At 38.0% G+C, this 21343-nt stretch carries 24 protein-coding genes and 1 tRNA gene; 18 read left to right on the plus strand and 7 right to left on the minus strand.

What is annotated here, in order from left to right:
• Nucleotides 1-59: 59 nt before the first annotated feature.
• From VB713_RS20860 to coaBC, 3 genes are all read left to right on the plus strand, one after another.
• The gene (locus tag VB713_RS20860; RefSeq protein WP_323313422.1) at nt 60-686 is read left to right on the plus strand and encodes an alpha/beta hydrolase; all 627 of its coding nucleotides are present in this window, start codon (nt 60-62) and stop codon (nt 684-686) included.
• Between the two features lie 155 nt (nt 687-841).
• Nucleotides 842-1054 (plus strand): DUF2555 domain-containing protein, encoded by a 213-nt coding sequence (locus VB713_RS20865; RefSeq protein WP_015212616.1) that lies wholly within the window; start codon nt 842-844, stop codon nt 1052-1054.
• Nucleotides 1055-1119: 65 nt separating this feature from the next.
• Nucleotides 1120-2337 carry a bifunctional phosphopantothenoylcysteine decarboxylase/phosphopantothenate--cysteine ligase CoaBC gene (gene coaBC / locus VB713_RS20870; RefSeq protein WP_323313423.1) on the plus strand — a complete coding sequence of 406 codons (1218 nt, stop codon included), beginning with the start codon at nt 1120-1122 and terminating at the stop codon, nt 2335-2337.
• A 38-nt stretch (nt 2338-2375) separates the two neighbouring features.
• Here coaBC and VB713_RS20875 read toward each other — a convergent pair whose 3' ends face one another.
• On the minus strand, nt 2376-2798 hold the full coding sequence (locus tag VB713_RS20875; RefSeq protein WP_323313424.1) for a PIN domain-containing protein: 423 nt from the start codon (nt 2796-2798) through the stop codon (nt 2376-2378).
• Nucleotides 2799-2800: 2 nt separating this feature from the next.
• Nucleotides 2801-3061 (minus strand): type II toxin-antitoxin system Phd/YefM family antitoxin, encoded by a 261-nt coding sequence (locus tag VB713_RS20880; RefSeq protein ID WP_168633850.1) that lies wholly within the window; start codon nt 3059-3061, stop codon nt 2801-2803.
• A gap of 148 nt (nt 3062-3209) precedes the next feature.
• On the opposite strand from VB713_RS20880, the gene VB713_RS20885 reads away from it, so the two are divergent.
• Entirely contained in the window at nt 3210-4403 is a 1194-nt protein-coding gene (locus tag VB713_RS20885) for a hypothetical protein (protein ID WP_323313425.1), read from the plus strand.
• Nucleotides 4404-4496: 93 nt separating this feature from the next.
• On the opposite strand, the gene VB713_RS20890 is transcribed toward VB713_RS20885, so the two are convergent.
• The 3 genes from VB713_RS20890 to VB713_RS20900 are packed head-to-tail and all read right to left on the minus strand — an operon-like array spanning nt 4497 to nt 6177.
• Nucleotides 4497-5678 (minus strand): hypothetical protein, encoded by a 1182-nt coding sequence (locus VB713_RS20890; protein WP_323313426.1) that lies wholly within the window; start codon nt 5676-5678, stop codon nt 4497-4499.
• Complete coding sequence (locus VB713_RS20895; protein WP_323313427.1) at nt 5675-5929, minus strand: DUF4365 domain-containing protein; 255 nt, start codon at nt 5927-5929, stop codon at nt 5675-5677. Before VB713_RS20895 ends, VB713_RS20890 begins: the two co-directional genes overlap by 4 nt.
• Entirely contained in the window at nt 5926-6177 is a 252-nt protein-coding gene (locus VB713_RS20900) for a DUF4365 domain-containing protein (RefSeq protein WP_323313428.1), read from the minus strand. The genes VB713_RS20895 and VB713_RS20900 overlap by 4 nt, the downstream gene beginning before the upstream one ends.
• 183 nt (nt 6178-6360) lie before the next feature.
• Between VB713_RS20900 and VB713_RS20905 the strand changes: the two genes are divergently transcribed.
• Nucleotides 6361-6597, plus strand: coding sequence for a hypothetical protein (locus VB713_RS20905; protein WP_323313429.1), 237 nt, complete (start codon nt 6361-6363; stop codon nt 6595-6597).
• A gap of 3 nt (nt 6598-6600) precedes the next feature.
• Here VB713_RS20905 and VB713_RS20910 read toward each other — a convergent pair whose 3' ends face one another.
• Nucleotides 6601-7005 (minus strand): hypothetical protein, encoded by a 405-nt coding sequence (locus VB713_RS20910; protein ID WP_323313430.1) that lies wholly within the window; start codon nt 7003-7005, stop codon nt 6601-6603.
• A 223-nt stretch (nt 7006-7228) separates the two neighbouring features.
• Nucleotides 7229-7315 (minus strand) — tRNA-Ser (locus VB713_RS20915).
• 105 nt (nt 7316-7420) lie between these two features.
• Here VB713_RS20915 and VB713_RS20920 point away from each other — a divergent pair.
• The 13 genes from VB713_RS20920 (at nt 7421) to VB713_RS20980 (ending at nt 21046) form a co-directional block, all read left to right on the plus strand.
• Nucleotides 7421-7789 carry a 2Fe-2S iron-sulfur cluster-binding protein gene (locus tag VB713_RS20920; RefSeq protein ID WP_323313431.1) on the plus strand — a complete coding sequence of 123 codons (369 nt, stop codon included), beginning with the start codon at nt 7421-7423 and terminating at the stop codon, nt 7787-7789.
• On the plus strand, nt 7779-8384 hold the full coding sequence (locus tag VB713_RS20925; RefSeq protein WP_323313432.1) for a thermonuclease family protein: 606 nt from the start codon (nt 7779-7781) through the stop codon (nt 8382-8384). The genes VB713_RS20920 and VB713_RS20925 overlap by 11 nt, the downstream gene beginning before the upstream one ends.
• A 97-nt stretch (nt 8385-8481) precedes the next feature.
• Nucleotides 8482-9291: an inositol monophosphatase family protein gene (locus tag VB713_RS20930; RefSeq protein ID WP_323313433.1), complete on the plus strand. Its 810-nt coding sequence runs from the start codon at nt 8482-8484 to the stop codon at nt 9289-9291.
• Between the two features lie 89 nt (nt 9292-9380).
• Nucleotides 9381-10313 (plus strand): J domain-containing protein, encoded by a 933-nt coding sequence (locus VB713_RS20935; protein ID WP_323313434.1) that lies wholly within the window; start codon nt 9381-9383, stop codon nt 10311-10313.
• Nucleotides 10313-11524, plus strand: coding sequence for an ATP phosphoribosyltransferase regulatory subunit (locus VB713_RS20940; protein ID WP_323313435.1), 1212 nt, complete (start codon nt 10313-10315; stop codon nt 11522-11524). The genes VB713_RS20935 and VB713_RS20940 overlap by 1 nt, the downstream gene beginning before the upstream one ends.
• 60 nt (nt 11525-11584) lie before the next feature.
• Entirely contained in the window at nt 11585-11812 is a 228-nt protein-coding gene (locus VB713_RS20945) for a ferredoxin family protein (protein ID WP_323313436.1), read from the plus strand.
• A 191-nt stretch (nt 11813-12003) separates the two neighbouring features.
• Complete coding sequence (locus tag VB713_RS20950) at nt 12004-12732, plus strand: ABC transporter ATP-binding protein (RefSeq protein ID WP_323313437.1); 729 nt, start codon at nt 12004-12006, stop codon at nt 12730-12732.
• Nucleotides 12733-12997: 265 nt separating this feature from the next.
• On the plus strand, nt 12998-13537 hold the full coding sequence (locus tag VB713_RS20955) for a GAF domain-containing protein (RefSeq protein WP_323313438.1): 540 nt from the start codon (nt 12998-13000) through the stop codon (nt 13535-13537).
• A 244-nt stretch (nt 13538-13781) separates the two neighbouring features.
• Nucleotides 13782-16085 carry a TOMM precursor leader peptide-binding protein gene (locus tag VB713_RS20960; protein WP_323313439.1) on the plus strand — a complete coding sequence of 768 codons (2304 nt, stop codon included), beginning with the start codon at nt 13782-13784 and terminating at the stop codon, nt 16083-16085.
• A 622-nt stretch (nt 16086-16707) separates the two neighbouring features.
• Nucleotides 16708-17793, plus strand: a complete 1086-nt coding sequence (locus VB713_RS20965) for an amidohydrolase family protein (protein WP_323313440.1) — start codon at nt 16708-16710, stop codon at nt 17791-17793.
• A 28-nt stretch (nt 17794-17821) separates the two neighbouring features.
• Nucleotides 17822-18895 carry a hypothetical protein gene (locus VB713_RS20970; RefSeq protein WP_323313441.1) on the plus strand — a complete coding sequence of 358 codons (1074 nt, stop codon included), beginning with the start codon at nt 17822-17824 and terminating at the stop codon, nt 18893-18895.
• A gap of 272 nt (nt 18896-19167) precedes the next feature.
• A complete protein-coding gene (locus tag VB713_RS20975; RefSeq protein WP_323313442.1) occupies nt 19168-19638 on the plus strand; it encodes a hypothetical protein in 471 nt (156 codons plus the stop codon).
• 352 nt (nt 19639-19990) lie between these two features.
• Nucleotides 19991-21046: an amidohydrolase family protein gene (locus VB713_RS20980; RefSeq protein ID WP_323313443.1), complete on the plus strand. Its 1056-nt coding sequence runs from the start codon at nt 19991-19993 to the stop codon at nt 21044-21046.
• The last annotated feature ends 297 nt before the right edge of the window (nt 21047-21343 follow it).

Raw genomic sequence — 21343 nt, forward strand, 5'->3', positions numbered from 1 at the left:
ATAAATAGACGCTAGGGATTTCTCCTGCCTTCTCAATCAATCATATTGCCTTATAAATCATGACTCAAGCATTAGATTTCATCAAATTTTCCCCAAAAACAGAGCCAGCACCCACCGCTTTAATTGTCACCTTACATGGTTGGGGTGCAAATGCTCAGGATGTTGAAGATTTAGTCCCTTATATCAACTTACCTGATTATGAATTTTTACTTCCCAATGCCCCTTATCCATATCCTCATTCTCCCACCGGCAGAGCGTGGTATGACTTGCGAGATGAAAATATGTATGCAGGATTGATAGAAAGTCGGAAATTATTAATAGATTGGTTACAATCTTTAGAGAGTACTACAGGTGTGCCGTTATCGCGGACTATTTTGAGTGGGTTTTCTCAAGGTGGGGCGATGACTTTAGATGTCGGATTAACCTTACCCTTAGCTGGTTTAGTGGTAATGAGTGGGTATTTACATCCTGGGGTAGAAACTCTGAATAAAACCAGCTTTCCACCCACATTAATCATGCATGGCAGACAAGATCAAGTTGTACCTTTACAAGCTGCAATCAAGGCTAGAGAAGTAGCCCAATCCCTAGGAGTCGAAGTAGAATATCATGAATTTGACATGGGGCATGAAATTAATTTACAAATGTTAGAAGTACTACGAACTTTTGTAATCAAGACAATTGGTTAGCTAAAGTTACAAATATTTTACAAATTGGGTGAGAAATCAGCCAAATTTTAACAATTTTGTTGCCCACTAATGAGTAATATAGATTGGGTGGAAGCGTTTAGTGCAAATCCACCTCAAGCTGAATGCGAACGCTGCAAAAGGGAGGGGCAAGCATTATGACAACTCTAAGCATTTCCAGAAAAGATATTGCTGCTATGACAGCAACAGAAGTACAAGATTTGGCTACGCGTCTGGAATTGGATAATTACAGCAATGCTTTTGAGGGTTTAAATGATTGGCATCTACTGCGAGCAATCGCGTTCCAGCGTCCAGAATTAGTTGAACCCTTTATCCATCTTTTAGATTTAGAAGCCTACGACGAAGCCTAGAGATTTTAGATTTTAGATTGGGTTTGAGTGGCTAAAATCAAAGATAATTGCAAGTTATAGCCAAAATGCTATTATCTAAAAATCTAAAATCATCCACTAAGCGGGTTCTGATTGCTGTAGGCGGCGGTATAGCCGCCTATAAAGTCTGTGAATTGGTTTCCACTCTGTTTAAATCTGGGGTAGAAGTGCGGGTTATTCTCACTAAATCTGCCCAAGAATTTATTACACCTTTGACTTTAGCGACTCTATCTCGTCATCGCGCTTATACTGATGATGATTTCTGGCAACCAATTTATTCCCGTCCTTTGCATATTGAGTTAGGTGAATGGGCTGATTTAATTGTGATTGCGCCTTTAACTGCTAATACTTTGGCTAAGTTAGCTTATGGTATGGCGGATAATTTGCTAACAAATACTGTTTTGGCTTCTACTTGTCCCGTGTTGTTAGCACCTGCGATGAATACGGATATGTGGGAACAGGTGGCAGTGCAAAGGAATTGGCTACAGCTATTGACAGACGTTAGATTTTATGGTATGCAAACTGGCTCTGGGTTATTGGCGTGCGATCGCATTGGTGCTGGTAGAATGGCAGAACCCGCAGAAATATTTGTTTATATTCAGTCGTTATTACACACCCAAGGAACCAGAGATTTAGCCGGGAAACAGGTTTTAATCAGTGCTGGGGGAACGCGGGAATATTTAGATCCGGTGCGATTTATTGGTAATCCCTCAACGGGTAAAATGGGTTTAGCATTGGCACAGGCAGGACTGCACCGAGGCGCAAAGGTAACATTAGTCCATTGTCCAGCCAGTTGGGATGTACCTTTGGGAGTGGAAGCAATTGCGGTTGTGAGTGCAGACGAAATGCAGCAAGTGATGTTAGAGCGTTTAGCCAATGCAGATATCATTATTATGTCTGCCGCAGTTGCCGATGTAAAGCCTAAAGAATATAGTACCGAAAAATTGCCCAAGCGATCGCTTCCAGAAAATCTACCTCTGGCACCAGTACCGGATATTGTCGCTGAATTAGGAAATCGCAAACAACCCCATCAATATTTAATTGGTTTTGCAGCACAAACCGGGGATATTATTACTCCAGCGCGGGAAAAATTGCAAAGAAAGAAATTAGATGCAATTGTCGCAAATCCTATTGATAAAGTTGATAGTGGTTTTGGGAGTGATAATAATCAAGCAGTGTTCTTAGATAAGTCAGGAAGAGAGGTAGAAATTCCAGCTTGTTCTAAGTTGGAAATGGCGCATTATTTATTTGATTTTGTTATTTAATGGGATGAAATTCTATCGTTATGCCAACCACTACAGAATTAATTACTACTTAGATAAATCTCTACGTTTCGAGTATTCCATGTAGCAATCCCAATTCCAAAAAAATCTTGATCTTCCGTCCATATTGGACAATTTAAAGACAAAGAAAGAGCAACTATTGTCCAGTCTTTTATATCTCTTTCTTGTATTCGTTGTTTAGCATTATACTCATATTCACTATAAATTTCGTCGGCTATGGGTATGACTACCTTTGTTAGTTTCTCAATAGCATCCAAGAATGGATCTAAAGGAAGATTCCGTTTTTGTAAAATCTTAGGTAAATGCTCATTTAACTCATCATAGCAGGAAGCGGGAGTAACAAAACTACAGTTATAATTGTATTTGTCTAATAAATTGGGTACACGTTCTGCTAATATTGCTCGAATCAGAATATTAGTATCCAGAACAATTAACTTTCTCATCGTTATATTGTACTTTCTTTAGCATTCTGGAAATCTGCAAATAATTCATCTTCACTAATACCTCTTGTTTCCAGCAATTGTTGGATTTTTTGGACTGCTGCTTGTAAAGCCATTAAATCTTGTTTTTGAGGAGTAGGTTGTGTTGGTATGTAGTAACCTATTGGCACTCCATGAGAAGTAATTGCGATTGGTTCAGATGTTTGTTGTGTGTACTTATGTAAATTAGCACGAAATTCTTTAATTCCTACAGATTGGATGTCCATAATAGTGAATTGACAAATTGTGTACACTTAAGTACACTATAACATAAACTTTGGGTTATTGATAATAATCAAGCGGTGTTTTTAGATAAGTCAGGAAGAGAGTTAGAAATTCCAGCTTGTTCTAAGTTGGAAATGGCGCATTATTTGTTTGATTTTGTTGTTTAATGGAATAAAATCACGTTTTTTACCAGAACTTTTAAAAATGACAGTGCTTTTACCTTATATTGGTGCGACTACTTGCTTGAGATCAATGTCATTACTTGAAGAGTATCCTCAAAACATTGTTGGTAGCTTTTGGGTTATTTGTGGAGAGGGATTTGATAATATAGAAATTGCTGATTGGTGGATTGATAGTTCTCATGAAAAAAATCAAGCAACAGTTCTTGCAAAAAGTATTTTCAATGCCTTTGGAGATTGTCTTGATGTAGAACATAATAACCCTTTATACTTAGCACTTTGTATTATTGTTGTTGCAGATTCTTCTAATCCTGCTCATTTATCTTATATAATTGAACACCTGAGAATCCCGGATAATACAATAATTAATTTATTAATAAAAATGGCACTCTATAATATACCTGCTTGTACAAGAGCTAGTTCTCCTGAACAGTTTTTATATAATCGTTATGGACAAAAGAATCCTAATTATCAGTATCTTCGAGAAACACTGGATCATTGGTCAGTTCAGGTGTGGGAAGATTATTGTAGTTATCTCATGTCTGGATATGGACAAATAATGTTTTACGACTATTGCAAGAAAATTAACGCAGTCAAAGATGAAGTCCAAGCTACTGTCGAAAAAGGTACTAAACCTTTAGTTTTAACAGAAGGAGAAACTGACCCAATTTATATTAAAACTGCTTTAGAATTACTAGGAGAAGGGGAAATTTTAGCACAAGTTGATATTGAATGGGTAGGAGTTTCTCTAGGTAAAGGAAAAAGTATAAATACTGGTGATAGTGGATTGAAAAATACCAGAGATGTTCTTATTTCTAACCCTAAATTCTTAGGTGACAGAAAAGTATTACTGCTCTATGACTGTGACACTGATAAATCTGACGAAAATCATGAACAATTAAAAATCAGAAAAATACCTCAACAAAAGAATCGAAAAGTCAAAAAAGGAATTGAAAATCTATTTCCTGATCATTTATTTACAGAAGAATTTTATTTACCAAAAACTAAATATGGTGATTATGGAGAAGAAAACCAAATTCAAGAATTTCAAAAAATGAAATTTTGTAAATGGATTTGTGAAGAAAGAAGACAGGCTGAGGATTTTGTTGATTTTAAGATAATCATTGATTTTATCAAAGATTGTTTAGGAACAGTTAGTTATTAAAGTGAATCATTCGAGCGATTAGAAAGATGCCTCCAGCACGCTACGCGAACGCGGCTACACAGGTAAAACTTACCTACGTGGGTTTCAAATACTTTATTTTCTTAATATAGAAAATTTCTGTACTTCCCTCACAATTAATTGTTCATTTTCTTCAATCAAACTACCATTACATATTATTGGAAGTTGATCTAAATTAGCTTGAATTGCTATTAGATAATCTTGACGATTAACTTCAATAATAACCTCTTCTTCTTTATTTTCTATCATCGTTATAACAATAACTTTTGCTTTTTCATCCCCACCAAACCATTCAAGCTTAATTACTAGCCCTGTAATTGTTGAACGGAATAGTAATTTCTGAGAAGATAAAGGTAATATAATCGTATCTTGTTGGATAATTTTTTTGTTTCTACTCAAATTAGCTGTGCGAGACTTCAGTTTGTTCTTAACCTCTGTAATAACAGGTAAAATGTGTTTATTTAATTTTATCTCTAAAGGGAAATTAGATGTACTTTCTATTATTTTAGAACCTGTTAAATTAAAACTCAAATTTGGTTCGGCCGCAGTATTTATCATATGTGATAACGCATCACATAAATTAGCACTGACTCCTTCTTCTATTGCTTCATCTAAAATATTTTCTCTTTCAGAAAGTTTTTGTTCGGGAGCTAAACTAATAATATTCAAAGCTTGAAATAGAGTTTTAGTAACTTTTCTTTCAAAGCAATCTTCGGATTGATAATTTTCTACTTGTAATGGAGAAATAATAGTTAGAACATAACTTCCTTCTTTAGTATGACCCAGACGCAATTTTTGCATATAGTCAGTTACTTCACTAAATGAACCTTTAAAGTAAGGCCTAGGTTCTACCGCAGATGAAGCAGCAGACCACATCAGCTTTCTCGCTGATTCAAATAATTGAACTCCTTGAGATATAGGAATACTACCATTTATAATTTCTGCATGATTCACTGAAATTTGTATAATTTCGGATAATGGATTTTTAAGATTATTTATTATTTCTAACTGAGAACGATGTTCTACAATTTCCAGATTTTGTAAAACTTCACTCATGCGAGCAGGAAAATCTCGAAAATCAGGATTTAGAGGTAAGAAAATTTCAACACTTTCTCCCTCACCTACTTCTAATCTCCAAATTGATGCAATATTGTTTATTTGGCTTTGCTGTTGCCAACCTTGAGTTCTTAAATAGCCAGCAACTTCCAAGGGATTTATAGATTTAAGAATATCAATATCTTGTATAGTTACTTTCATGGAGCGCCCCCATTTGAGATTATTTTCATCAAACTTTCTAGAGCTTCTACATTGAATATTTTGTCTCTTGATAAGCGCACTGACTTACTTTCTTGTCCAGTAGGTAATTCCTGTTTTCCTCGTAGTGATATCCAGTAAGCACAATGTTTCATAACTAATTCTTCTTCGGATTGGTATAACCAGCTATTTATATCGTCAGCCAAGATAACAACAACTAAAATACGCGGAACATAAACATCAGTATATCTCAAATCATCATAGTTTTTTTATTTAAGCAATAACTCATACTCTTAGCATTAACTACATTCCTTTGAAAAGGCGCTTTTACCTGTAATTCTAAACGGGGAGAGCGATAAGTTCCAATAGGTCCTCTGGCTGAAATAACTAAGTCAATACTATCATCATCTACTCCCGGTGCGGAAAGATCATATCCCGCAACTGCCGTTACAGCACGAATATAAGCTATACTAAATTGCTCTTGACGATTACTAATATACATGGAAATTCAACGAAATAATCAGGATTTTGGGCTGTTAAAAAGATAATGACTAAGTTCTGTGTAATTTTCTGCACAGTCGTTTATTCTACCCTTAATATTTGAGCTTTTTCTAGTCCTTCTTTGAATCTACTGAAATCGCTTATAAAATAAAATACAAGTAGTGATAATAACAGGTAAATACTAATGAGTTTAGAACAAGAGTTATTAACAAAGTGGCGTTCCCTAGCACAAGACAAACAAGAGGAAGTTATAGAGTTTGTGGAATTTCTTCACTTCAAAAACTCTGCAAATAAACCTCCATTGGGGGAACGTTTGCGACAAATTCGGACTAGAATTGTTGCTGCTGGTAAGCCTGTATTAAATGAAGAGGAAATAGAAAAGGAACTTGCCAGTCGCAGAGATAGAAATTTTAGAGTTTAATGACTAACTAATCGAATAAGGAATTGGTTTAATAAACTGGGTATTTGCACGCACAAAACATCGAATTTTTATATCTTCTGCACTACCTTCCTTGGCAACATATAACCACGGTTTACCTCGTTTATCTCGATAAATTTTTGGCGTTCCTACAATATTGATATTGTTGCCTTTTAAAAGCGATCGCACTACACGATAATTTTCTCCAGCTTGTGCGCGGCAATTAACCTTGTTACTGACAACCCTCCACACCAAATGTGGATATTGTTTCCCATTCGGAAACTTACTCAAAATTGATGTGTAGTCACCTTGTTTGTTTGGTTGAGGATATTGGAAATTAGATTGAGCGATCGCTAATGTGGGAGCGAAAGAAATTGCTGTACTCAAAGTAATTGATAAAAGTGATTTCATGACTGTAAGTGTATAAATTTAATTTCGAGTACTAAGTATTTTACCTAGAAATTACTTAATATTAACTCATAAGACCTCGATATTAGCGATCGCTCTCCTCCCTTACGTGAGACTTACTCCGATTGTTGGTGCGATCGCTCAAGCAAAAACTGCACTGCTTCCGTTTCAGGAAACGATTGTAAAGCTTAAGGCATTATGATTAGCAATGATGTAATATTCTAAACGGAGAGGGAGGGATTCGAACCCTCGTATACATTACTGCATAACAGACTTTCCAGGTCTGCGCCTTCAACCACTCGGCCACCTCTCCAGGGGTCACGAATCATCATATTAAAACAAAAATGCAAAAAATGCAATATTAAGAGAATACTTTTCTAAAATAAATCTCAGACTCCACATTTTTAAGCAAAACAAGATGGTTCAGACCCACACAATTAGAGTTCACGATCGCGCTACCGGCACATCATATAGCCTGCAAGTGCCAGAAGACCGTTATATTCTACACACAGCCGAACACCAAGGAATAGAACTGCCCTTTTCTTGCCGCAATGGAGCTTGTACAACTTGCGCTGTTAGAGTTCTCTCAGGAGACCTTTATCAACCAGAAGCTATTGGACTATCTCCTGATTTACGCCGCAAAGGTTACGCTTTACTATGTGTAAGTTATGCTCGTTCCGACTTGGAAGTAGAAACACAAGACGAAGATGAAGTCTATGAACTCCAGTTTGGGCGCTTTTTTGGTAAAGGTAAAGTTAAAGCAGGTTTACCTTTAGATGAAGACTAGTACAAGGCTGAAGACAGGGTGCAGATATTTAAATTTGGAACTAGGGGCTTTAGAGAAGCTACTAAAGCTCTTGAGTCGAAAAATAGGCTTCATCCTTTGTTTGTTACTTTTAGTGGGTTGTCAAGCCAAAATTCAGCCTCAGAATATTCCCTCAGAAATAAAAGTAGTGCGGGTTGTTAGTGGACAAACCTTAGAAGTGCTAGGTATGGGAGAACAACCCAATTTAATTTCCCAAGTGCGCTTAATTGGTGTAGATGCACCAGATTTAGGCCAGCTTCCTTGGGGAGATGATGCTAAAGAACTGTTAAATAACTTGCTTGGTGATGCAGAAAAATCAATCAAGTTAGAGCTTGACTTAGAAGCCAAAGATAAATTTGACAGAACTTTGGTTTATGCGTGGAAAGATCAGGTTTTGTTGAACGAACAAGTACTCAAACAAGGGTATGCTCTATTTGTAGCGCGATCGCCCAATCACAAATACGACAAGCGCCTAGAACGCGCCCAACAATGGGCTAGACTCATGGGACAGGGAATTTGGAACCCAGAAAAACCCATGCGTTTAACTCCCGGTGAATTTCGCCGTTTATATCGTTAAAACGAGGATTGGTGATTGGAGAGGATGATTATTTATATCTTTTTCCTAAACTCCTGACTCCTGAACTCCTGAACTCCTGAACTCCTTCTTCTAACCAATGACCAACTTACAAATTTTTCTAGATATTGCTACCGAAGCAGCTTTAGCCGCTGGTGTAATTTTGCAAGATTATTTAGGTAAAGTAGAAGACGCAATTACAGAAAAAGGACGACCTGGTGATTTAGTCACCGTAGCTGATAAAGCTTCAGAAAAAGTCATTCTAGAAATTTTGCGTCGTCACTTTCCTCAACATTCCATCCTCGCCGAAGAATCAGGAAAACTGGGAAACCAGGATAATGAATACCTTTGGGCAATTGATCCTTTAGATGGTACAACCAACTACGCCCATCAATATCCCTGTTTTGCCGTTTCCATTGGCTTATTTATTCATGGGGTACCGCAAATTGGTGTCATTTATGACCCTTTCCGTGATGAACTATTCCGGGCTGCTGCGGGTTTGGGTGCAACACGCAACCGTCGTCCTATCAAAGTTTCTCAAACTGCTGAACTGAATAAAAGTTTGTTGACAACGGGATTTGCTTATGATCGCCGGGAAACGACTGATAACAACTATGCAGAATTTTGTCATCTCACCCATCTTACCCAGGGAGTGAGGCGTGGTGGTTCAGCTGCGCTAGATTTGGCTTATGTTGCTTGTGGTCGTGTTGATGGTTACTGGGAAAGAGGTATTGCACCTTGGGATATTGCCGCTGGTATAATTTTATTACAAGAGGCTGGTGGCAAAGTCACAGCCTATGATGGTACTAATTTTAAAATTGAATCTGCGAGAATTCTCGCTACGAATGGTTATATTCACAACAATCTCAGTCAGGAACTCATGCAAGTCACTCCTCTCCCTAATAGGTGAGACAGAAAAATTGCTGACAACTGACCATTAAATATTACAGGCAGGGTAAACTATAGAAAATTGCTGCTTGGGTGCAACGCTTAAATATTATGTCCTTAAAAATAGATGGTGGACTATTTAAATATGATTTCATAGATTATCACGCAATTCTGTGTGTTCCAGTTGATGCAGATGCTAAAGAAGTTCGCAAACGCTATCTCAAAATAGCCCGTCGCTTGCACCCAGATAGTACTATTGTTACCAAAAGTTCTGATAAAGATATAGCGAATCAATTATTATCTAAGCTGGTTAATCCGGCTTATGAAAAACTATCTGTGGAACGCAATCGCGCCGAATATAATTTAGTTTTGTCGCAGATAGGCAAGCGTTTAGCACAAGAGTCAACATCTATCGAACTCATTACTGATATAGCTAAACAATTAGCGATCGCACCGAATATAGACTTATTGTACAAAAGTGAACTTGCTAAAATTGCTGAAACTCAATTTGATGAGTTGCAACAAGTATCCCAATTTATTAGCCAAATTAGTGAATTGAACTTAGTGTACCTAATGCGGCGTGCCGGGCGGTTAATGACAACTCCTCAAACTCCCCAATCTACAAGTAAATCCAGTACACCACCACCTCCTCCACCTCCCCCACCTAAAGAAGACTCACCCGTAGAACAATATCTCCGTCGCGCTCAACTTCTAATTGAGAAAAACCAATTTACCCAAGCCAAAGTAGAATTACAGGATGCCTTGAAGCTGGAGCCAAAAAATAGTCGCTGCCATAGCTTGATGGCAATCATCTATTTACGGCAAAATCAGCTAAAAATGGCAAAAATTCACTTTGGAAACGCATTGAGATTAAATCCCCAAGACAAAATTGCTTTGGAATGGAAACCTAAAGTAGACCAAGCTATGGGGATAAAATCCGGTACTGATCAAGTGGAGTCATCTCCAAATAAAGGAGATAATCAACCAGATAAGTCTGGAAATGGTGGTATGTTTGGTGGTTTGTTTGGTGGGAAGAAAAAATAATGGTGTATCAACCAGCAGCGGGAGCTAGGGATTTATTGCCCTTAGATGTGGCTCAAAAACGCTGGATTGAAGATAGGTTACAACAGGTTTTTCATCGTTGGGGATATCACAGGATTATCACCTCAACCTTGGAACGAATGGATACCCTGATGGCTGGTGAAGCAATTCAGCGCCAAATGGTGATTCAATTGCAAAATGGACAAGATGAAGAATTGGGTTTACGTCCAGAACTCACAGCTTCCATTGCGCGGACAGTTGTAACTCGCATGGCAGATGTTACCTATCCCCAAAGGCTTTATTACAATGCTAATGTATTTCGCCGTAACTGGGAAAAGCGGCATAATCGTCAGCAAGAGTATTATCAAGCTGGGGTAGAGTTACTAGGATCAGGTGGGTTGCTGGCAAATGCAGAAGTGCTGCTGTTAGTAGCCAATTGTTTAGAAGCTTTGGATTTGCAGGGATGGCATTTAATCTTAGGTGAAGCGGGAATTACCAAATCCCTCCTTGATGCTTTTCCCACTCATCTGAAAAGTAAAGTGCGGAGTGCGATCGCTCATCTTGATCGTGTAACTCTAGATACCTTGCCCCTTGGAGATGAACTGCATGAACGCGCTAAAATCATGCTCGATTTACGCGGTAATAGTGCAGATGTCTTGCAAAAAGTCAGTAGTTTACATCTAGATCCAGACCAACAAGAGGCAGTAAATAACCTCAAATCCTTGGTAGAACTACTAGAATCAGAAAGCAACTTCCCTTTAATTCTCGACTTGAGCCTAATTCAAACTATTGACTATTACACAGGAATTGTGTTTGAAGTAGTCAGTGATACCGATGGACAAGCTCAAGTTTTAGGGCGTGGTGGTCGTTATGATCAGTTGTTAGGGCTGTATCATCCGCAAGGCGAAAATATACCCGGAATTGGGTTTGAACTAAACATTGATATTTTATACCAAGTTCTATCATCTACTCAGCAATTACCACAAAGTACCCCAGCGAGTAACTGGTTAGTAGTTCCAGAAAGCAAGAGTGCTGATGCTGCGGCCTTTGCCTATGCCCAAAAACTGCGAGAATCTAGTGACTTAGTGCGGGTAGAAATGGACTTGGGGGGAAGGGATACAGAGGCCATTCGTCAATATGCCAAAGAAAGAGCGATCGCTCAAATCGCCTGGATTAAAGCCGATGGTTCACCCACAATTGAAGCAGTAAGTTAACAGATTTACAAATTGTTACCCTAGAAACTGCTGATTCATTAAAGAGAGGGAATCGAGAAAATGCCACATACAATTGTGACTGACGTTTGTGAAGGTGTAGCTGATTGTGTAGCAGCCTGTCCTGTAGCTTGCATTCATGAAGGCCCAGATAAAAACGTCAAAGGCACCGCTTGGTACTGGATTGACTTTGCAACCTGCATCGACTGTGGCATCTGTTTACAAGTTTGCCCAGTGGAAGAAGCAATTTTGGCAGAAGAAAGACCAGAATTGCAAAAAATAGCGGATTAGGCGACTGGGGACTGGGGACTGGGGACTGGGGACTGGGGACTGGGGACTGGGGACTGGGAAAATGTTTATCTTTTTTCTGCCTTCTGCCTTCTGCCTTCTGCCTCCTGCCTTCTGCCTTCTGCCTTCTGCCTCCTGCCTCCTGCCTCCTGCCTCCTGCCTCCTGCCTCCTGCCTCCTGCCTCCTTATAATTTATGACAATTAATTATTTATTAGAAGTTGAAAATGTCCATGCTGGATATATTAAAGATGTAGATATCTTGCAAGGTATAAATTTCCGCGTTGAAGCAGGAGAATTAGTCACAGTAATTGGTCCCAACGGTGCTGGTAAATCCACTTTAGCCAAAACAATTTTTGGACTTTTGACACCCCATACAGGCACAATTACCTTCAAAGGAGAAAATATTACTGGTTTGAAATCCAATCAAATCGTGCAACGGGGGATGTGCTACGTTCCTCAAATAGCCAACGTTTTCCCTTCCTTGACGATTGAAGAAAATCTAGAAATGGGGGCGTTTGTACGGAATATTCCCCTGAAACCTTTGAAGGATAAAATATTTACCATGTTCCCAAGATTGAGCGATCGCCGTCGTCAACGTGCAGGAACTCTCTCCGGTGGGGAAAGGCAGATGTTAGCAATGGGAAAAGCTTTAATGTTAGAACCCAGTTTACTGTTGTTAGATGAACCTTCTGCGGCTTTATCTCCCATCTTAGTAACGCAAGTATTTGAGCAGATTAAACAAATCAACCAATCAGGTACAGCCATCGTCTTAGTAGAACAAAATGCTCGTAAAGCTTTAGAAATGGCAGATCGTGGTTGTGTATTAGAATCGGGACGGGATGCTATTACTGGGCCAGGATTAGAATTGTTACACGATCCCAAAGTAGGAGAATTGTATTTGGGTGCAGGGAAGAGACATTAAAATCCTCTGCTTAGAGAACTCCACAAAAAAGATGTACTGCTTGCAGCAGCGCCAGTTCCCTCCGGGACGCTCCGCGTAGCTTGCTTTCCGTAGGATACGCTATCCAATTTCACCAAATCAAAGCGACTTTTCTTCCCCCTGCTCCCTGCCCCCTGCCCCTCTGCCGTCACAACGACGGGATATTTTTTTAGTTGCAAGTCTCTTATCGGTCTAATCAGTTATTATATGAAACCAAAGCAATTTACTCAGTCGTTATTTTAAACCTGTGCAAATTCATTCTCACTCAGAATTTGAATATATCCCAAATCGGCATATTGAACAGGGTTTGCGAAGATTGCTCAAGCGCCTTGTCAACAAAATGCAGCGGGATGAGTTAGTCCGACAAACCATGAATCAACTTAGAGAATCACTCCAGGTTGATCGTGTAGTTTTGTATTACTTTTATGAGCAATGGCAAGGACAGGTAACATTTGAATCTTTAAGTGCTGATGAATTCTCGATTTTGGGTTCAACTGGAGCAGATGATTGTTTTACCAATGAGTATGCTGCTTTGTACTTAGGAGGAAGAGTAAGAGCGATCGCTAATATAGAAACAGAACCTATCGAAACTTGTCACCGAGATTTTCTTCGCAGCATCCAAGTTCGTTCTAACCTAGTAGTACCGATTGTGACACCAAAAGGTTTATGGGGTCTATTAGCCGCACACCATTGTCAAGCACTTCGTTATTGGTTGCCGGCAGATATTGAACTTATGCAAACAGCAGCCCATACTCTAGAAACAGATCCCAATATCTTAGAGAGCTAGTCCCTGATATACAGTCAGTAAATCACAAAACCTGTAGGGGTGGGGTTTCCCCGCCCTCGATTATATTGCATCTGACTTAACACTATTGATATTCTTCGTCTTATTCATCGCACAGAATCAGACTGAAGTCATAGATGTAGATACCAATTAAAACCTCTACATTTTATAGTTATTTAACCCGTCCTGTACAGTTCAATTTTAGTGAACCAAATAACTTACACTTTAATTAATACAAATACAAACAATGATCAACAAACCTCATTTCAAAGATTGTTACTCCGTTGAAACCGTAGAACCAGACCAAGTATTTCTCTTATCCGACAGAGAGACAGTCTGTTTGAGCGATCGCCTTTCCTATCGCATAGCTTCTTTACTACAAGAACACGATTATAGCGTTGATGAAATTCTTGATATCATTCAACTAGAACTACTGCCAGAACAGAAACCTACTCAAGAAACTAACGACTTTTTTCAAAGTATTCTCAATATCAGTATTAAAACCCAATACGCCCTATTCCAAATGGAACAAAACGGCTATTTGGTAGAACAAGATGACTCACTCCCCTCTCACTTAGCCATCTTCTGTCATCATCTCAATATTACTCCCATAGTCGCTGCTCAACGACTACAATCAGCGAAAATAGCAGTCAAAACCTTTGGTTCTTTGCCTAGCGAAGACTTGATAACCATCTTGAAATCTCTGCATATTCAAGTAGCTGATGCTGGAGATTTCACAGTAGTCTTGACTGATGACTACCTACACCCTCAACTAACAGAATTTAATCAACAAGCCTTAAATTCTCAATCACCCTGGATGCTAGTCAATCCCTTAGGAACAACCCTCTGGATAGGTCCTATATTTAATCACCACACAACCGGATGTTGGGAATGTCTAGCCCAGAGATTAAGGGATAATAGACCAGTTGCAAACTTTATCCAAAAACATAAACAAATTTCCTTATCTCCTCCACTAGGATTCCTAGCTTCTACAGTGCAAACAGCATTAGGAATGGCAGCAACAGAAGTTTTTAAGTGGATAATCCAAGGCGGAAATCAACAATTAGAAGGGACTTTATTAACCTACGATACCCTTACTCTCCAAACTCAAAAACATATCTTCGTTAAGCGTCCTCAATGTTCTGATTGTGGAGAAATAGCCAATGAACAAAACAACCAACCCCTACCCATTATTTTAGGACACCGTCAGAAAAACTTTACTAAAGATGGAGGACATCGTTATTGTTCACCACAAGAAACTTTCAGAAAATATCAACATCATATTAGTCCTATTACAGGGGTTGTTCGAGAACTGCAAAAGATACCAGGTCATGTGTTAAACCATACATATATAGCAAAGCATCATTTTCTCAGCGTCTTTGATGATGTAGACAGCTTACGCCAAAATATTGGAGGTAGAAGTGCAGGAAAAGGTAGAACTGACATTCAAGCCAGGGTAAGCGGTTTTTGTGAAGCTATTGAAAGGTATTCTGGAGTATTTCAGGGAGATGAAATCAGACACAAAGGCAGTTACCAACAAATGGGAAACAAAGCTATTCATCCCAATATCTGCATGAATTTCAGTGAACAGCAATATCAGCATCGGGAACAATTGAATACTAAAAATAAAGGTTGGTTTCAAAAAGTTCCTGAACCCTTTGATACAGAAAAAGAAATTGATTGGACACCAGTTTGGTCTTTAACTAACCAAGAATTCAAATATTTACCAACAGCTTATTGCTATTATGGTTATTCCCAATCCCATAAACCTGACTGTTGGTCAGATTCCAATGGATGTGCGGCAGGTAATACACTCGAAGAAGCTATTCTCCAAGGATTTATGGAATTAGTTGAACGTGATAGTGTAGCGTTGTGGTGGTATAACCGTCTCCAAAAACCTCAAGTAGATTTAGATAGTTTCGATCAGCCTTATTTCCAAGAACTAAAGAAATATTATCAAGCTATCAACAGAGAAATTTGGGTTTTAGATATTACTAGTGATCTCAATATTCCTGCTTTCGCTGCTATTAGCCGCCGCACAGATCAAGAAGTAGAAGATATTATCTTAGGGTATGGAACCCATTTTGACCCTCAGATTGCCATTAGTCGAGCTTTAACTGAAGTTAACCAAATACTACCTAATGTTTTATCGTCTCAAGCAGATGGCACTACCCAATATCCCCCATCAGCAGATCCCCTGGCAATAGAATGGTGGAAATCTGCAACTGTAGCAAATCAACCTTATTTGCTTCCAGATCATCAGAGTCTCCCGAAAATTTTTGCAGATTATCCCCAACTAGCCAGTGATGATCTTCTAGAAGATATTAGGCTTTGTCAACAAATCGTGGAAAAAAATGGTCTGGAAATGCTAGTTCTAGATCAAACTCGTGCCGATATTGGTCTGAGAGTAGCTAAGGTAATTGTGCCAGGAATGAGACATATGTGGAAACGCTTAGGCACAGGACGACTTTATGAAATTCCTATTACAATGGGTTGGTTGAAACAGTCTTTAACAGAAGACCAATTAAACCCCTATCCGATGTGGATGTAATTTACAGCAGGAGTCAGGAGTAAAACTGGCTTGGGGTCTAGGTTTCAATTTTGATTCTGTACCTCATTAATCTGCCATACCTGAATTTAACTGAATTTAACTGAATTTCACTAATCTGTAATATTCCTGAATTTAACTCAACTCTTGAGATGAAAAACCAAAGATACTATAGCAAGTCCGGATTTGACTTCTGAATTAACTAATGGAAACTATTCCTAAAGTTTGTTCACATTTCATTTAGGATTGCTGTACTAGTACTAGGATAGAATTAATTACATATTGATTTTTTTGTCAATTCTTTATCATTCAAAGATTGCATATTCAGATCCTATGTAATTAATTCTTTCCACTTACTTATATTTATACTAAATTTTGGCTATCATCTTTACGTAGTATGCCGTAGAGAGGTTAGACAGGTAGGGGACTTCCAAATAAAAAATATTCAATTAATTTTTGTGGAATAGGCATCTTGCCAGCCCTTAAACCCAGAGAGGCTAGAAGCTCATCCCACAGGATTGGATACATTGATTTCTTGGAAGTCCCTAGTCAGATGAATGATGTTTGCTTCAAATTTTACACAAGATAATTTATACTGATAGTTGTATGTAATTTCCCTAGTTTTATGCAGAACGGATATAAAATTATTGATGCTGATTCCCATGTGATTGAGCCTCCGCAGATATGGTCTAAGTACCTAGCCCCGGAATTTAAGGATTTTGCACCTTCTCCAGACATGAAAATTAAAGGGGAAGAAATTGTGGAAAAGATATCCCCACAAATGCGAGAAATGGGCAATCAGGAGATGATGCAGGCTCATCCCCATGCTTATCTGCATCGCTATAATCCAGAATCTCACGTCCAAGCAATGGTGCAAATGGGAGTTGATATAGCGTTTATTTATCCAACTTATGGATTGTGGCTCTTTGCCATCGATACTATGCCCGCTGAAGTAGTAGGAGCTTTTACCCATGCTTACAATACGTGGTTATATGAAGAATTTTGTAGCTATGCTCCAGATAGATTAAAAGGGGTAGGAGCTATAAATCTTCATGCCCCAGAGCAAATGGTATCAGAATTACATCGCATAGCCGATTTTGGCTGGAGGGCTGTTGTTTTACGTCCTAATCCGGTCAAAGGTCGAATTTTGAGCGATCGCACTTATGAGCCATTTTGGACAGCCTGCGAAGAGTTAGACATTGCAGTAGCAATACATGAAGGAACCCATAGCCGCTTACCAACCACAGGCGCAGATCGGTTTAATACTCGTTTTGCCCTCCACGCTTGTTCCCACCCAATGGAACAGATGATGGCCTTGTTGGCATTGATTGAAGGAGGAGTATTAGAACGTCACCCCCTCTTAAAAGTGGGCTTTCTAGAGTCTGGTTGTGGTTGGCTTCCCTATTGGCTCTGGCGCATGGACGAAGAGTATGATAATTTACATTGGGAGGTCAAAGATCATGTCAAAATGAAGCCATCAGAGTACTTCCATCGTCAGTGCTTTGTAGGTATCGAACCGTCCGAACCTTATTTACCTCAAATTATTGAATATATCGGTTCTGATAACTTAATCTTCGGCTCTGATTACCCTCACATGGATCATAAACAAAACATCGTGAACACAGTTATAGAGCTTGAGACACAGTTATCTCAAGAAATGGTACAAAAGATTGTTTGGGATAATCCCAGTCGTTTTTACAGTTTGGCTTGAACATTGAACATTAAATTAAGGATGCACTATGATCATAAATCAAAAAGAATTAGCCTCCAAGACTCCATTAATCAAACAAGATAAAATGGGTTCAGGACAGTGGTATAGTCCTCAAACATATTATCAAATCCTCTCAGTTACCCCCTCTGAAAAGAGAACAGAAGGGAAATATATAAAAACTACAATAGTAGCTAAACCCAAGGGAGAATTCGACCAATATTTAATTGATCCAGCAACTCAAGAAAGGCTCAAACCCTATTGTGAAAGCCCGGAGGATATTGGTAATAGTATAGGCTCTTATTTACCCTCACCTGGAGTAGTTTTAGCAGAAGGTTTTGTGGATGCGGTATTCCCAAGCAATTCTTCACAAAATCAACGCATTGGGGAGATCAACAATTTTTATGAATCAACCCGGAATCTACTTCAAAGCCGCAAAATATCCCAGCTAATTGCTACAACATGGTACTCTTATATAGAGGCAAGAAAAACAAATGTTTGGAATAATTTTGTGTATGGTAAATGGGATGAAATTGATGCTGAAATGTTAAATGCACTCATAGCTAGAGAGATTTTCCTTGCTGATCAAAGCAGTTTACCATCCGATATTGACCCAGAAAATGTTGATATCTATTATCCACTAAAGGATATAGATAAAGCTAGTGCAGAACCAAAATTTATGATTTTGCCCAATAGTAACGCGTGGCAGGGAATTGCTTTAAGTCTTTTAATGGCAGGACAGGCATATCGAGAGATTAAAAAAAGTGACAAAACATACTATCACCAAATTTCTCAACCCATTTTAAGTACAGGTGAAATAGTGAATAGGTATGGAATAGTAGTAGAGTGGCATGGCTATGAAGGCAAGATCAAAGAATTGCGTATAACTCCAGGAGGTTCTTCTACTGCTTTCCAAGCTATTATTCCTTATCCTCCTATACCTTCCGAAATCAACCTCCCTCCCGAACATATTAAAAAATGGGCTGAAGCTGACGATGAAGGAGAAGATTTTCCATTTTATTCCAAAACAGAAGATGGAAAATATTCAATAGATGTAAATTATGTCACGCCTCCATATCCCTATCTGCCTCTAACTTCTACTTAGAAAAATTGGGGATAAGTAGGTAAAAATCAACATTAAGATGTTATTGCAGGACTAATATTTTCTTATTCCTCGCAATAACAATCTGCAATTATTATTTACACCCATTTACCTCAAAATAGGAATTTGTAAAAAGGCTAGAATTAACTTTTCAACAAACCCTACTTAAATAAATAATAATTTTTAATTTTGTTTTCAGTATCACTTGTTTGAAGTCTTAAGGCATGATAGAGTACATAAAGTTCAGTATTTTTGATGAATCGGGAGAACAATTTATGTTGAGTGTATTACACGATCGCATACATGAGCGACTGCTAGAAGCCAGTAACTTATTATTAGGTACAGCAAAATCTAACGCAGTACAATATAACTCTGAAACCAGCATAACTGAGTTACAGAAATTAAATAAAAAAATGTCTCAGATAATTGCCAAATCATGGCTTCCCGGAGGAGAAGAGATTAGACAAGTATTACTACATGGAAATTCTGAGCAGATAAACCAACTTTTTGAAGAGAACGGTGTGGCTATCTCCGAAACTATAGGAAAAGTGAATATTGTGGTTGTGTGGAATGACTTTGTTGGCAAGTTACAAGAAACAACCAGTGGTAGTTTGAATTTAGTAGTAGCATATCCTCCACGTCCCTCAGATTTTAACCTCAAAGATGAGCAAATTCAGGCATGGGTTGATGATCATGATGATGAACATATTACTCCTACTGCTCCATATATTCCCGCTACTTTCTAAGCTCAAAACATAGTTAAATCATGCTGACGGAGTGATAAAAATAATAACAAAACTAGACAATGCAAGCTTTATTTAGAAAAACATTCAATAGTACAGATCAATGTCTGAGTTAATTAATAAAATTATCAACAAGCTCAATACAATGAACTGTAGTCATTTGTTTAAAATTCTAATACTGTCAACTTGTTAAGTCTAAATTGTCACTCCTTCAGTTATTTTAAAGCTAAAATCAATCTTGACAATTTACGCCACCAAATTAATTACCTGCTTTTGAGTAAGTAGTTTTTAATTTTAATTGTGTATTAAGGTATGAATAGTAAAGTAAAATACATAAATATAACAGAGTTTTTCTATGCTAAATGGATATAAAATTCTTGATGCAGATGCCCATACTATTGAACCAGTTGACATCTGGAAACAATATCTAAATCCAGCCTTTCAAGAATTTGCACCTTCACCGGACTTAAAAATTAAAGGTGAGAATATTTATCATAAAATTCCTAATCGAGTTAGTAGAAAAGTATCTTTAGCTAATAACTTTGATTCAGAGTCTCAAATCAGAGCAATGCAGAAAATGGGTATTGATTTATCATTCATTTACCCAAGTTATGGATTATGGCTTTTGGCAATTGATACGATGAAACCCAGACTTGTACAGGAATTTGTTCTGGCTTATAATAATTGGCTGCACGATTTTTGTAGCTATAATCCACAAATACTTAGAGGAGTAGGAGTAATTAATCTTCATCATCCTGATGATATGGTGTCCGAGTTAAAGCGGATAGCGAAGTTTGGTTGGAAAGCTGTATGTTTACTACCTAACCCAGTTAAAGGACGAATACTGAGTAACCCAGCCTACGAACCATTTTGGACAGAGTGCGAGAACTTAGGAATAGCCATTGGTCTGCATACCTTAGCTCATAGCCGCTTACCAACAACTGGAGCAGATCGGTTTGATACCCATTTTTCTATCCACGCCTGTTCGCATCCTATGGAACAAATGATGGCACTCTTAGCATTAATTGAAGGTGGAGTATTAGAGCGACATCCCAAACTCAGGGTAGCTTTTCTAGAGTCTGGTTGTGGTTGGCTACCCTATTGGTTATGGCGGTTAGATCAAGAGTACGAAGAACTGTACTGGGAGGTTAAAGATAATGTGAAAATGAAACCTTCTGAATATTTTCGTCGCCAGTGTTTTATTGAAATAGAACCTTCTGAACCTAATATTTCTCAAGTTATTTCTTGCATTGGTGAAGATAACTTAATTTTTGGTTCTGACTATCCCCATTTGGATTATGATCCCGATGTTGTTAAAAAAGCAGTGGCATTAGAGGAACAGCTATCTACAGAAGTTGTGAAAAAAATCCTTTGGGATAATTCTGTTCGCTTTTACGGAATAGAATCATGAATTAAGCTGTATTTATCTTTACTCTTAACTTGATAATTTCTGAAAAAGCGACGACATTAGCTAAAAGATATACTACTTTATAAGCCTCATATCCCTCTTCGGTGAAACTGGGAATCAAAAATTAATTTCCTAATTTCTAAATACATTACTAAACTAAGAATTTCAACATTTTATTACTAATAAAATATTTTGAAATAACTTGTTAGTAATAAAGCAATAAAAAATTTATCCAATAAAGGTTTTAGATTTTACATTACCTAGACTCATAGAAGAGAGCTAATCTACATTTTATTAACT

The organism is Anabaena cylindrica UHCC 0172 (assembly GCF_034931625.1).
Lineage (GTDB): Bacteria > Cyanobacteriota > Cyanobacteriia > Cyanobacteriales > Nostocaceae > Anabaena > Anabaena cylindrica_A.